At 57.9% G+C, this 12,539-nt stretch carries 13 protein-coding genes; 12 read left to right on the top strand and 1 reads right to left on the bottom strand.

The window, feature by feature from the left end:
* The first annotated feature begins 33 nt into the window (after positions 1-33).
* Both I2I01_RS12095 and I2I01_RS12090 read left to right on the top strand, forming a co-directional pair.
* Positions 34-975 (top strand): PfkB family carbohydrate kinase, encoded by a 942-nt coding sequence (locus tag I2I01_RS12095; RefSeq protein ID WP_196286748.1) that lies wholly within the window; start codon positions 34-36, stop codon positions 973-975.
* Between the two features lie 95 nt (positions 976-1,070).
* Positions 1,071-1,364, top strand: coding sequence for a hypothetical protein (locus I2I01_RS12090; protein WP_196286747.1), 294 nt, complete (start codon positions 1,071-1,073; stop codon positions 1,362-1,364).
* Between the two features lie 69 nt (positions 1,365-1,433).
* On the opposite strand, the gene I2I01_RS12085 is transcribed toward I2I01_RS12090, so the two are convergent.
* Complete coding sequence (locus I2I01_RS12085; protein ID WP_196286746.1) at positions 1,434-3,167, bottom strand: M61 family metallopeptidase; 1,734 nt, start codon at positions 3,165-3,167, stop codon at positions 1,434-1,436.
* A 141-nt stretch (positions 3,168-3,308) separates the two neighbouring features.
* On the opposite strand from I2I01_RS12085, the gene rpmH reads away from it, so the two are divergent.
* From rpmH to I2I01_RS12035, 10 genes are all read left to right on the top strand, one after another.
* A complete protein-coding gene (gene rpmH, locus I2I01_RS12080) occupies positions 3,309-3,467 on the top strand; it encodes a 50S ribosomal protein L34 (protein ID WP_190928465.1) in 159 nt (52 codons plus the stop codon).
* Positions 3,468-3,516: 49 nt separating this feature from the next.
* Positions 3,517-4,008, top strand: coding sequence for a ribonuclease P protein component (locus tag I2I01_RS12075; RefSeq protein WP_196286745.1), 492 nt, complete (start codon positions 3,517-3,519; stop codon positions 4,006-4,008).
* A gap of 26 nt (positions 4,009-4,034) precedes the next feature.
* Complete coding sequence (locus I2I01_RS12070) at positions 4,035-5,729, top strand: S41 family peptidase (RefSeq protein WP_196286744.1); 1,695 nt, start codon at positions 4,035-4,037, stop codon at positions 5,727-5,729.
* A 67-nt stretch (positions 5,730-5,796) separates the two neighbouring features.
* Positions 5,797-6,111, top strand: a complete 315-nt coding sequence (locus I2I01_RS12065; protein WP_196286743.1) for a hypothetical protein — start codon at positions 5,797-5,799, stop codon at positions 6,109-6,111.
* Positions 6,112-6,141: 30 nt separating this feature from the next.
* Positions 6,142-6,471 (top strand): DUF6678 family protein, encoded by a 330-nt coding sequence (locus tag I2I01_RS12060; RefSeq protein ID WP_196286742.1) that lies wholly within the window; start codon positions 6,142-6,144, stop codon positions 6,469-6,471.
* 4 nt (positions 6,472-6,475) lie between these two features.
* Positions 6,476-7,171: a tRNA (adenosine(37)-N6)-threonylcarbamoyltransferase complex dimerization subunit type 1 TsaB gene (gene tsaB, locus I2I01_RS12055; RefSeq protein WP_196286741.1), complete on the top strand. Its 696-nt coding sequence runs from the start codon at positions 6,476-6,478 to the stop codon at positions 7,169-7,171.
* Positions 7,172-7,251: 80 nt separating this feature from the next.
* A complete protein-coding gene (locus I2I01_RS12050) occupies positions 7,252-7,773 on the top strand; it encodes a DUF2480 family protein (protein WP_196286740.1) in 522 nt (173 codons plus the stop codon).
* A 169-nt stretch (positions 7,774-7,942) separates the two neighbouring features.
* Positions 7,943-9,301, top strand: a complete 1,359-nt coding sequence (locus I2I01_RS12045) for an APC family permease (protein ID WP_196286739.1) — start codon at positions 7,943-7,945, stop codon at positions 9,299-9,301.
* Between the two features lie 168 nt (positions 9,302-9,469).
* A complete protein-coding gene (locus tag I2I01_RS12040) occupies positions 9,470-10,699 on the top strand; it encodes a hypothetical protein (RefSeq protein WP_196286738.1) in 1,230 nt (409 codons plus the stop codon).
* Between the two features lie 190 nt (positions 10,700-10,889).
* Positions 10,890-12,113 carry a serine hydrolase gene (locus tag I2I01_RS12035; protein WP_196286737.1) on the top strand — a complete coding sequence of 408 codons (1,224 nt, stop codon included), beginning with the start codon at positions 10,890-10,892 and terminating at the stop codon, positions 12,111-12,113.
* Positions 12,114-12,539 lie beyond the last annotated feature (426 nt).

Genomic DNA, 12,539 nt, shown 5'->3' with positions numbered 1-12,539 from the left:
TCGAACCGTTTTTATTCACCACAATTTACCTGCATGAGTCTGCTCGTCATCGGCAGCGTCGCCTTCGACGCTCTGGAAACGCCTTTCGGCAAAACCGATAAAATCATCGGCGGCGCCGCCACCTACATCAGCCTTTCGGCGTCGTATTCGCTGAAACCCGTGAAACTGGTGGCCGTGGTGGGCGAAGACTTTCCGCAGTCCGACATCATGCTCCTCGAAGAGCACGGCGTCGATACCGAGGGCCTGCAAGTGAAGCAGGGCGAGAAGTCGTTCTTCTGGTCGGGCAAATATTCCAAAGACCTGAACTCGCGCGAAACCCTCGTGACCGAGCTCAACGTGCTGGCCAACTTCGACCCCATCATTCCCGACGCGTACCAAGATTGCAAGTACCTCATGCTGGGCAACCTGGCTCCGCAGGTGCAGCGCCTCGTCATTCAGCGCCTCGTGAACCGCCCCAAGCTGATTGTGATGGATACGATGAACTTCTGGATGGACATTGCCCTCGAAGAACTCATCGCCACCATCGAAATGGTAGACGTGCTGAGCATCAACGACGAGGAAGCTCGTCAGCTCAGCGGCGAGTACTCGCTGGTGAAAGCCGCGAAGAAAATCATGGCCATGGGCCCGAAGTTTCTCATCATCAAGAAAGGCGAGCACGGCGCCCTGCTTTTCCACAAGAACAAGGTGTTCTACGCCCCGGCCCTGCCGCTGGAGGAAGTGTTCGACCCCACTGGTGCCGGTGACACCTTCGCGGGCGGCTTCATCGGCCACTTGGCTGCGACGGACGATATCAGCTTCGAGAACATGAAACGCGCCGTGATTCACGGCTCGGCCATGGCTTCGTTCTGCGTCGAGAAATTCGGCACCGAGCGCCTGCTCAACCTCTCGGCCGAGGAAGTGGAAGCCCGCGAAGCCCAATTTGCCGAGTTGGTGAAGGTGGTGCCGGCCTCGGCCGTGGCCAACGTGCCGGCTTAAGACCGCATAATTGGGGCATCGTGTACCGGGGCGGCAACTCTTTGAGGGCGGCGTGGGTAAAAGGAAACATCTTTCCACCTTTTGTCTTCCACGCCATGTCTGATAAGAAAACCAACCTGCCCAACGAGAAGCCTTCGGTAGTGCCCTATGAGAATGAGCACCACAAGAAGACCAAAACCCCCTCGGTCGATTCTTCCACGAATCAAAACGTGAATCAGAATCACATCACCGAGCAAGGCAACGAAACCAAAGGCAACACGCCCGGTGGCAACTTCAACGAAGTGCGCCACACCCAGGCCAACAAGCCCCGCAGCAACCCGCAGGGCAACAGCCCAATGTCCATCGACACGAACAGCCCGAAGAAAGGCCCCGGGAGCAAAGCCGACTAGGCTCTATAAATCCCAATAGAAAAGCCCCGCTGGATTTTTCCGGCGGGGCTTTTCTATTAAGCAGGAGCGCTAAAATTCCCAGCCCAGCCACTGCTGAAACCCGCGTTGCTGGGCCGCATCGGCTATTTCCAGCGTATCCACCGCGTAGCGCTGTCCGAAGCGTAGGCCCGGCGTGGCGGCCAGCGTTACGGTCAGCAGACGGTTCTGACGGAACACGCTCACCTCGTAGCTGGGGTCGCCGGTGCTGAGCAGGCTTTGCAGGTTCATGTCCACGCGACGGCCATTCACGGCCACTATTTCGTCGTCCACGGTCAGGGCTGCGGCGGCGGGCGAGTTGGGCCAAATAGCCGTCACTTCCGTACGCTCGTTCTTCACTACCGTGCGGAAACCGAAGTGACCTTCCGAAGCCGAAGCGTTTTCGCCTACCAACAGCTGGCAGCCCACGGTACGCAGCACCCGGTCGAGCGTGTCCTGCAAGGGGGCGGTGCCGTAGATAAACTTGTCGAAATAGGCATGCATGTCGCGTCCGGCCACTTCGTTCACAATGCGCACGTAGTCGGCCTCGGTGTAGCCGATTCCGGTTTTGCCGAACTCCTCGTACAGCCGCCGCATCACGTCGTCGAGGCTGCGGGCATGGCTCGAAAGCTGCCGGATGGTGAGGTCCAAAATCAGGGCCACCAGCGCGCCCTTGTGGTACACGCTCACCTTGCGGTCGGGCACGCCATTCTTGTAGCCATCCAGCCACAGGTCCATGCTGGCGTCGGCCAGCGAGAGGTTGTCGCCGCCGGCATCATCATAGTGCTTGCGCAGCACGGTGTTCAGCTCCTCGAAATACTGCGCCGGCGTGCGCACGTGGCTGCGGGCCAGCAGGTATTCGCCGTAGTAAGTAGTAATGCCTTCGGCAATGAAGCAGGTACGGAAGTAGTTCTCGCGGCTGTAGTCGTAGGGCTGCATCTCAGCCGGCCGAATGCTCTTGATGTTCCAGGTATGGAACAGCTCGTGGCAGCTCACGCCCAGCAATTCCTTGTAGAGCCCCTCGCTCATAATCAGCTCGGCCGGCCCCAGCGTAATCACCGTGGAGTTGTGGTGCTCCACGCCGTGGTAGTGCTTGTAGGGCAGAAACTGGTTCAGGAAGTGGTAGTCGGCCACCGGAAAGCCGCCAAACATTGCCAGCTGCACTTCTGAGAATGCCTTGAAGTCCGCCAGCAACTGCGGCCAGTTCACCGGCGCTTCGCCCTGCACCCACACATGAAAAGGCAGCCCACCGGCTTCATACTCGTGGTGCACCAGCGTAGGACTGGCAATCAGCGGTGCGTCGGCCAGTTGGTCGAAATTCTGCGCCATTAGTACGTTGGGCCCGGTTTGGGGCAGGCCGCAGGCTATTTGCCAATCGTCGGGAATGTCCAGGGTCAATTCGCATGCTTCCTCCTGCCGGCCCTCGGCATACATCAGCGCCTGCACCGGGTTCAGGTATAGTTGCGACTCATCAAGCCAGGAACCGCCTGCATCCATCTGGTGGGCGTAGAAATTGTAGCGTACCCGCACGCTGCGGCCGGCCGCGTTGGGCACTTCCCATCGGTCCTTCGTCAGCTTGCGGTAGGGGAGGACTTGGTTGGTTGCAGCATCTTCCACCACCACTTTCTGAATTTTCTGCGCGAAATTTTGCAGCTCATAACGGCCCGGGCGCCACGCGGGTAGCTGCATTTCCAGCGGCGCCTGGGCATCGGCCGCCACGTCCAGCGTCAGTTCGATTTGCAGGTAAAACGTGAGGGGATTCTCGAAGGAAACGCGGTAGTGAATCATCGCCAAAACGGTATAAATGGGCTTAAAACTACTGCCTACGTGCCGCCTCGCGTAAAAGTGGCTGAGCCCCTTGCCTTTTCCAGACAAAGCCCGTACCTTTGCCGGCCCAACTCGAAACTCGTCTTTTAAAGATTCATTGATATGAAACGTACCTTCCAACCTTCGAAACGTAAGCGCGTGAACAAGCACGGCTTCCGCAGCCGCATGGAAACTGCCAACGGCCGTAACGTACTGGCCCGCCGTCGCGCCAAAGGCCGCAAGCGCCTCACCGTATCCGACGAAGGCAAGCACAAGCGCTAACATCTAAGCTGTTAGCCATTAGCTGGCAGCTATTAGCCAACAGCTGACAATGCAAGAACCACAATCACCTGGCTCCTCCTCTCCTTGGGAGAGCGGGCCGGGGGGTGAGGTTCCCGGTACCGCGCCGCGTTCGCGCCGCCATACCTTCCCGAAAGAGGAACACCTGTGCCGCAAAAAGCTCATCGAAGAGCTTTTTGGGAAGCAGAGTTCCTCTTTTGGCGTTTACCCCCTGCGCCTCGTCTACACCAAAACCGCCGCGCCCACCACGGCCCCGCCGCAGGTGCTCATCAGCGTGAGCAAGCGCAGCTTCAAACGGGCCGTCGACCGCAACCGGCTCAAGCGGCTCATCCGGGAGGCCTATCGTCTCCATAAATATCGATTGCTGGAGCAACCAAACGGGCACCAAGTCGCTCTGCTGGGTATTATCTTCACGGGGAAGGAAAAAAGTCCACTAGCCTTGGTGGAAAAAAAATTAATTTCCGGTATTCTTCGTTTGATGGGCACGACTATTGACGCATCCGCGCCACCACCGGCCCCGTAGATTCGCCCAGCCGCTATCCTTTCCGTATGACTATCCGCAAAAAGCTACTCGCTGCCCTGGCCCTGAGCACGCTGGGTTTGGTATCGTTCCGCGCCGCTTCCGACAACGAGCGGTATTTCGAAATCGCGAAGAATCTGGATATTTTCGCCACGCTCTTCAAGGAGGTCAATACCTATTACGTCGACGAGATTACGCCCGCGAAGCTGGTAAAAACCGGCATCGACGCCATGCTGCGCTCACTCGACCCCTACACCAACTACATTCCGGAAGACGACATCGAGGACTTCCGTACCATGACCACCGGGCAGTACGGCGGCATCGGGGCTTCGGTGGCGAAGCGCAACGGCAAGGCCGTGGTGACCAGTACCCTGGAAGGCTACCCGGCCCAAAAAGCTGGCCTGCTCCCCGGCGATGAAATCCTCGACATCAACGGTGTGGTGGTCGATAAAAAATCGAATTCCGACATCGGCAAGTTGCTGAAAGGCCAAGCCAACTCGACGGTGAAGCTGCTCGTGACCCGCTACGGTCAGGAAAAGCCCGTGCAGATAGACATTGCCCTTGATAAGATTCACCTGGACAACGTGCCTTACACCGGCATGATTTCCGGCGACGTGGGCTACTTCCAGCTCGGCGGCTTCACGGTAGACGCGGGCAAGGAAGTGCGCACCGCCGTGACCAAACTCAAGGAGCAGGGCGCGAAGAAAATCGTGTTCGACATCCGCGACAACCCCGGCGGCCTGCTGAATGAGGCCGTCAACATTTCCAACCTGTTCATTGATAAGGGCCTCGATGTGGTGAGCACCAAGGGCAAAGTGACGGAGTGGAACAAGACTTACAAGGCCCTCGACGTGCCGCTCGATACCCAGATTCCCATTGCCATCATCACGAGCAACCGCTCGGCGTCGGCCTCGGAAATCGTGTCGGGTGTGCTGCAAGACTACGACCGCGCCGTGCTGGTGGGCGAACGCACCTTCGGCAAGGGCCTCGTGCAGGCCACCCGGCCGCTGAGCTACAATTCGCAGCTGAAGGTGACGACCGCCAAGTACTACATCCCCAGCGGCCGCTGCATTCAGGAAATTGACTACGCGCACCGCGCCGAGGACGGCACGCTGGGTAAATTCCCCGATTCATTGCGCACGGCCTTCAAAACCACTGCCGGCCGCACTGTGTACGACGGTGGCGGCGTGGCCCCCGATATTGAGGTGCAGGACCGCGAAATTGCCGACATTACCCGCATCCTGCTCCAAAAAAACTACCTCTTCGACTACGCCACTCGTTTCCGCGCCGAGCACCCCACCATCGCGCCGGCCCGGCAGTTCAAGCTCACAGATGCCGACTACCAGAAGTTTGTGGGCTACCTGCAGGGCAAAAACATCAGCTACAGCACCGACGCCGAGAAGGCCCTCACCGACCTCAGCAAAAAGGTGAAAGAGGAAAAGCACTACGACGATGTGAAGCTGGAGCTGGAAGCCGTCCGCAAGAAAATCACCGTGAACAAGGCCAACGACCTGCAGCGCTTCAAGCCCGAAATCAAGGAGCTGCTGGAGCAGGAAATCGTGTCGCGCTATTACTTCGAGAAGGGCCGCACCGAAGCCGGCTTCGACGACGACCCCAACATCATTGCCGCGGTAGCGGTGCTGAACGACCCGAACCGCTACGCTGCCCTGCTGAAGCCCACCGGCCAGGCCGCCAGCGCCCGCAAGTCGGCCGGGACGAAGTAATTTTGAGTTGCGTTAGAATTGAAAAAGCAGGCGCTGAGAGGCGCCTGCTTTTTTGTTGAAATATGAAATGCAAATCGATTTTATAGAGCCTTGGGCAGCTGTTGGTGGCGAACAAGCATCAATTGAAGAAGAATTGCGCCGGGAGCTTTCGTCCGATAATGCGCTGTATGGTATCAACCTGCGCGCACTCGGCCGTCGAGTAGATTGCGACGACGTTCTTTTTGAAACATTAAGCGAAAATGTCAATTTCAGATTAGCGCTGGTGCATCTGACTTGGAGTGGTATGGCCGAATTAAGACTTTGGCCTTCGACGAAGCTGTTTGCAAACACAGAAGAATTTGTTACCCAAATGCTGATGGATGCGCAGGGTTATAATTCGTAGAACTTCAAAAATCTGCGCTCACTGCTCTTCATGAGGCGAATAGAGAAAATTGCCGCTTTATCAAATCAGCTTAAGTTTCAAGCAAGGCTTAAATTGAAGCGTGATGACGGTCCAGAAGCATGGGGTAGTGGCATAGGCCTTCCAGTAAGGGCATACATTGAGATAATCGGACCATGGTCATTCAGAGAAGTGGAATGGCTTGAAATCAATCCAATTGCAATGGAACACATAGGCAGATTGGTTGCGCCAAAACAATGGAATCATTTAAATGCATTGGTCTCGTTATTACAAGTTGAAAACGTATACTACAGCATAGTTGATGGTATGATAAGAATACCGTTTGAAGCAATTGCCGATTAGTTTAATGAGTTTACTCCTCTCCCTCGAAACCTCTTCCCCCGTCTGCTCAGTGGCCCTACACCGCATCGCCGACGGCTCCCTAATCGGTCAGTCCGAATTGCGGCTCGATAAGTCGCACTCCACCCACCTCACGGTGCTCATCGAGCAATTGCTGGCAAATACCGGCCACCAATTGTCCGACCTCTCCGCCGTGGCCGTGAGCGACGGGCCAGGCTCATACACCGGCCTGCGTATTGGCGGGGCAGCTGCCAAAGGCTTATGCTTCGCGCTCGATATTCCGCTGGTGGCTGTGAGCACGCTGCGGGCGCTGGCGGCGCAGGTGGCGGCCGTCACGGCACGGCCCGAAAATTATCTGTTTTGCCCCATGCTGGATGCCCGGCGGCAGGAAGTGTACGCCGCCCTCTACACCCACGACGGGCAGGAGGTGCTAGCCCCCACGCCGCTGTTGCTCGACGCCGACACGCTGGCCGAACAATTAGCCCACCGTTCCGTGTTATTCTTCGGTCACGGCGCGGCCAAGTTTCAGGCGGTACTGGGGGCGCATCCCAACGCGGGTTTCTTGGCGGGGATTGAGCCTTCGGCCATTGCAGTGGGACAGCTGGGCGTAGCGGCTTTTCATCGGCAAGAATTCCAAGACGTGGCCTACTACGAGCCTTTCTACCTGAAAGAAGTATACACCACCACGCCCAAAGCGAAGTAGTGCGGACGTTGTAGTTCGCACCCCCGCGCCGGCCGAACATTCACCAATAAATACGCGGACCACAAAGTCCGCGCTACCATATGGAACCTCTCTTCGTCAACCGCGTCGCCAACTCTGGTCTAATCACTCTCAACCTGGAAGAGTTTATTCATCCCGGCGAGCGGGTGGTGTACGACATCAAAGACAACCTTTTTCACGGCCTGATGCTGCGCGAAAAAGACTTCCGCGAGTTTGTAAAAACCCACGACTGGACGCAGTACGACGGCAAAAACGTGGCTATTATTTGCTCCGCCGATGCCATTGTGCCCACCTGGGCCTACATGCTGCTCGCCACCAAACTCCAGGGCCACGCCCACCGCTATGTATTCGGCAACCTCGATGGGCTGGAGCAGTCGCTGTTCGAAGAAGCCATTGCCGCCATCGATGCCGAAGAATACCGCGATGCTAAACTGGTGGTGAAGGGCTGCGGCGACAAGCCTGTGCCCACCTTCGCCTACGTAGCCATCATGCAGAAGCTGCTGCCCGTCACGAGCAGCATTATGTACGGCGAGCCGTGCAGCACCGTTCCGCTCTACAAGAAGCCCAAAGCGGTGGCGCAGTAAAGGCGGATAGAATAACACCACGTCATGCTGAGCTTGCCGAAGCATCTCTGCCGCGCAACGTAACTCAATCGAGAGGGTTAACTATTGCGGTAAAAATGCTTCGGCGGCGCTCAGCATGACGTTCTTTTTTGCTCCGTCTCGTCGGGCAGTTGGTTCGCATCTTTGCACCATGCCCGATAATTTGCCTGCCAGTCCCTATAAAATTACTTTTCTCACCGGCGCGGCTATCGTGGTGGCCAATATGGTGGGCACGGGGGTTTTCACCAGCCTCGGCTTTCAGGTAATGGGCATCGAAAGCGGCTTTGCGCTGCTCATGCTGTGGCTGGTGGGCGGCCTCATTGCCCTGTGCGGAGCCGTGAGCTACGCCGAATTGGCCTCGGCCATGCCGCGCTCGGGCGGCGAATACCACTACCTGAGCCAGATTTACCACCCTGCGCTGGGCTTTCTCTCGGGTTGGGTATCGGCCACGGTGGGTTTCGCAGCGCCCACGGCCCTCGCCGCGCTGGCGCTGGGACAGTACGCTAAGAGCGTGTGGCCGGGCCTGGAGCCACAATGGCTGTCGGTGGCCGTGGTATTGGCCTTGGCATTAGTGCACGGCAGCAGCACCCGCGCCGGTAGCCGCCTGCAGGTGGTCATCACGGCCCTGAAAGTAGCCGTGCTGGTTGTGTTCATTGGCGTGGGCATGGCAGTGGGGGAGGGGCAGCCCCTAAGCTTTCGGCCCGATGCGGATGGTTGGCGCGCCTTGCTCAGCCCGGCTTTTGCCGTAAGCCTTGTGTTTGTAAGCTACGCTTATTCCGGTTGGAATGCCGCTGTGTATGTCACCGGCGAAATTGAAAACCCGCGGCGCAACCTCTCCCGCATTCTGCTGGCGGGCACCGTCGTAGTGCTACTCTTATATGTCGGGCTGAATTACGTATTCCTCCGTTCCACGTCGCTCGCAGGGTTGAAAGGCCAGGTCGAAGTCGGTTTCGTGGCGGCTACTTCGCTGTTTGGCCCGCTCGGCGGCCGGCTGATGGGCGGCGTCATCGCGGCGCTGCTGGTTTCCACCATCAGCTCGATGGTATTCGCCGGCCCTCGCATCGTCCAAACAATGGGGGAGGACTTGCCTGCCCTGCGCTTCCTCGCACCCAAAAGCCGCGCTGGCATTCCCGTGCGCGCCCTGTTGCTGCAAACGGTCATCACGCTGGCCTTTATTCTCAAGCCCAGCTTTCAGGGCGTGCTGGTCTACGCCGGCTTCGTGCTGAATCTGTTCACCTTTCTCACAGTGCTGGGCTTGTTCATCTTCCGTTGGCGCCAGCCCCATGCGCCGCGACCCTACCGCGCTTGGGGTTACCCCGTCACCCCGCTGCTTTTCCTGGCCCTCAGCGGCTGGACGTTGTTTTTCATTCTGCGCGACAAGCCTTGGGAGTCGTTCTACGGTTTGGCTACGCTGTTGGTGGGGGCGTTGGTGTATTTCCTCGCCACCCGGCTGCCAGGTACTACCGCCGCAAATGCAACGGAAGAGGCGCACAGCCGCAGCCGCTACTGAAGGCTGTTGTATTTACTGAATGCAGTCCTCGCGTGGCTCTCTGTTCATGCACTAGCAGCGGGTAGGGGAGGCGTGTAGGGCGAGCCCGTCCGTAACTTGCGCTCCCAATCATTCAGTACCCTAATAATGTTTCTCCGCACCGCTGTGCTTCGGCTGCTGCCTGCCGCTTTGCTTCTGCTTTCTGCCTGCTCCGAGTCGGCCAAAAAAACTGAAACCACGACTTCCACCAAGGAAGAAACCATGGCTAGCACGGCCGATGCCATCGACCCGACCCAGCACCCAGCACCTAGCGTCAGCGAAAAACCTTCCAATACGGCTGCCAAGCTCAAGCCCACCGCCGCCCCCGATACCGCCTACGCCCAGGATGTGGCCCTGTTCCTCGGCGGCCTACAACCCAGCCAGCACAGCAACCTCAGCACGTTGGCCGCTACACCTGCTTGGCAGGCTTTCGCCAAAGACCAGGATAAAAGCTGGGATAAATACCGCGCCTCCCACACCACGCGCATGACGCAGTGGGCCAACACCGAGCTCGACTCCGTGCACGCCAACAGCCCCACCATCTTCTACCCATTCAGCGGCCCCGACTTCCTGAACGTCTTCACGATGTTCCCCACCAGCCAAACCTACGTGCTCATCGGCCTCGAGCCCGTGGGCAGCATCCCGGCCCGCGCCTCCCTCGAAAATCCCAAGCTGTTGCCAGCCGTCAAAACTTCGCTTTGGTCGGTACTCAATTTCAGCTTCTTCCGCACCAACGACATGGCCGTGGACCTGAAATCCGTCGAACTCGACGGCGCCCTGCCCCTCATGATGCTCTTCGCCGCCCGCACCGGTAACCAAATCACCACCATCCGCCCCGTGCAGCTCGATGCCGTCGGCCAGCTCCAGGACGCCCCCAAAGACACTACGCAGGCCCTCGACCCCAAAGCCATTCCCGGCGTCGAAATGAAGCTGCGTGGCCCAGACGGCCAACCCAAAACCGTCTACTATTTCTCCGCCGACCTCAGCGACTGGAAACTTACCACTAAAAGCGCCCCGCTGGAATTCGTGCGTCACCTCGGCCCCCTCACCACCTATGTGAAGTCGGCCACCTACCTCATGCACAAGTCGTATTTCAACAAAGTGCGCCGTACCGTCCTCCGTCGCAGCCGCTACATCCTGCAAGACGATTCCGGCATCGCCATGAAGTACTTCCAGAAAGGCGCTTGGCAGTTCAACTACTACGGCACCTACCGTCGCCCCATCAACCTTTTTGCCAAGCAGTACCAGCCCGAACTCACCGCCGCATACCACGACACCGTGAACAAGCCAAAGCCGCTCCCCTTCGGCACCGGCTACAACTGGCGCCAAACCGATTCCAACCTCCTTCTCGCCAAGCGCTTAGTCCCTTTGGCCGATTAACAACCGTATAAAAACCGCCCACAGGGCCGTGGTGACTTCATCACGGCCCTTTTTATTTCGCTATGTTATGAAAACGCACTCGCAATCCCGCCTCGCTATATACTATATAATAGGAGCAGCATTCCTATTAACAATAACTACAATAGCCGCCAGTAGCCATTTGGCATCCTCTCACCATGGAACTCTGCGCATGAAGCATATGGGAGACCCGGACGGGCTCCTAGCAGGAGATTCCCCACTCCTAGACTCGCTCCTAAAAACAACTTCCTTATTAAAGCGCGTCGCCCAAAACCCGCAATACGAACTCCAAATCATCTACACTCAAATCGACCGCGACGCCCAGAACCGCCCCACCTTCAATCCCCATATCTTCCACCTCAACCCCCGCCAGTACTTCAACCCCGCCAGCCTGGTCAAGTTCCCCGTCGTTGCCCTCTCCCTCGAAAAGCTCAACGACCTACACCAGCCGGGCGTCACGCGCCGCACCATCATGGCCACCGGCACCGCCTTCCGCTGCCAAACCCCCGTCCCCTTCGCCGCCCCCGCCGACTCCGACCGCACCGCCACCGTCGGCAATTATATAAAGCGCATGCTCTTGGTGAGCGACAACGTCGCCTACAACCGCCTCTACGAATTCCTCGGCCAACGCCACCTTAACCAGCGTCTCCAGGAACTCGGCTACCCCAACGCCCGCATCACCCGCCGTTTCGCCCCCTGCGACACCGCCGCCAACCGTCACACAAATCCCATCAGCTTCCACACCCCTACCGGCGACACCTTATACAAGCAGCCAGCTCAATTCAATCCCATCATCTACCGCAGCCCCCTTGGCCGCGTCCTCAAAGGCCGCGCCCACCAGGCTGGCCGTCGCCTCATCCCCGAACCCTACGACTTCACCACCGCCAACCACCTCCCGCTCCCCGACATCACCGCCTTCCTCCAAAATATCCTCTTCCCCGAATCCGTCCCCACCGCCCAACGTCCCCATCTCACCACTACCGATTACGCCTTCCTGCGCCGCTACCTCCACACCACTCCCCACGAGTCCGGCTTCCACCTTTACGCCCCCACCCGCTATTTCGACGCCTACAAAAAATACCTCTACTACGGCCGCAACCCCGACTTACCCCAGCAATCCACCCTCCGCATCTACAACATCGTCGGTATGTCTCACGGCTACCTTGCCGATGTCTCCTACTTCGCCGACTCCCTCCACCAGTCCGAATTCCTCCTCAGCGCCGTCCTCTACGTCAACCAAGACGGCATCATCAACGACGGCGCCTACGAATATGACACCATCGGCCAGCCCTTCCTCGCCCAATTAGGCCGCCTAATCCGCCAATACGAGTCCCAGCGCACCCGCCAACACCGTCCCGACCTCACTGAATTCTTCGCTCCCGAGCCCATTCGCTAATTTTTATCAAGATTCTTCGCTCGCCATAAGTTATTGATTGCAAACGGAACATCATTGAGAAACCGCGCTAATACGGCCTGTTGCTCGAGAAAGTTTTCGCGACTCCCTTGCCTTCTCCAAAAAATCCCCCTACTTTTGCACTCCCAATCGCCAACAGGGCCTCGGGTTTTGCCAACGCAACCGCTGCGGCAAAAAAATGACAAGGTCGGGAACTTGCCGGGAGTGGCGCTTGTCTTGCTTCCCGTGCCGGCTCCGCAAAGTGCTAGAAAAATAAATTTTCGGTGCCGCTTGCGAGAGTCGAAAAAAGGGCCTTACCTTTGCACCCCGCTTCGAAAGGAGGCGGGCAGGGGTTGAAAAGCGAAGCAAACGAAAAATAAAAATTTTCACTTTTTGCTTGCCACTTCAAAACTTCTTCTTACCTTTGCA

Source organism: Hymenobacter properus, from assembly GCF_015694735.1.
Taxonomy (GTDB): domain Bacteria; phylum Bacteroidota; class Bacteroidia; order Cytophagales; family Hymenobacteraceae; genus Hymenobacter; species Hymenobacter properus.
The sequence above is the reverse complement of the archived record's forward strand: the minus strand, read 5'-3'. Positions and strand labels throughout refer to the sequence as shown.

Coding starts and splice junctions, on each gene's coding strand:
- rpmH (WP_190928465.1), top strand. CDS start 3,309: ATGAAACGTACCTTCCAACCTTCGAAACGTAAGCGCGTGAACAAGCAC.
- I2I01_RS12035 (WP_196286737.1), top strand. CDS start 10,890: ATGAAGCATATGGGAGACCCGGACGGGCTCCTAGCAGGAGATTCCCCA.
- tsaB (WP_196286741.1), top strand. CDS start 6,476: ATGAGTTTACTCCTCTCCCTCGAAACCTCTTCCCCCGTCTGCTCAGTG.
- I2I01_RS12060 (WP_196286742.1), top strand. CDS start 6,142: ATGAGGCGAATAGAGAAAATTGCCGCTTTATCAAATCAGCTTAAGTTT.
- I2I01_RS12070 (WP_196286744.1), top strand. CDS start 4,035: ATGACTATCCGCAAAAAGCTACTCGCTGCCCTGGCCCTGAGCACGCTG.
- I2I01_RS12065 (WP_196286743.1), top strand. CDS start 5,797: ATGCAAATCGATTTTATAGAGCCTTGGGCAGCTGTTGGTGGCGAACAA.
- I2I01_RS12090 (WP_196286747.1), top strand. CDS start 1,071: ATGTCTGATAAGAAAACCAACCTGCCCAACGAGAAGCCTTCGGTAGTG.
- I2I01_RS12045 (WP_196286739.1), top strand. CDS start 7,943: ATGCCCGATAATTTGCCTGCCAGTCCCTATAAAATTACTTTTCTCACC.
- I2I01_RS12075 (WP_196286745.1), top strand. CDS start 3,517: ATGCAAGAACCACAATCACCTGGCTCCTCCTCTCCTTGGGAGAGCGGG.
- I2I01_RS12095 (WP_196286748.1), top strand. CDS start 34: ATGAGTCTGCTCGTCATCGGCAGCGTCGCCTTCGACGCTCTGGAAACG.
- I2I01_RS12050 (WP_196286740.1), top strand. CDS start 7,252: ATGGAACCTCTCTTCGTCAACCGCGTCGCCAACTCTGGTCTAATCACT.
- I2I01_RS12085 (WP_196286746.1), bottom strand. CDS start 3,167: ATGATTCACTACCGCGTTTCCTTCGAGAATCCCCTCACGTTTTACCTG.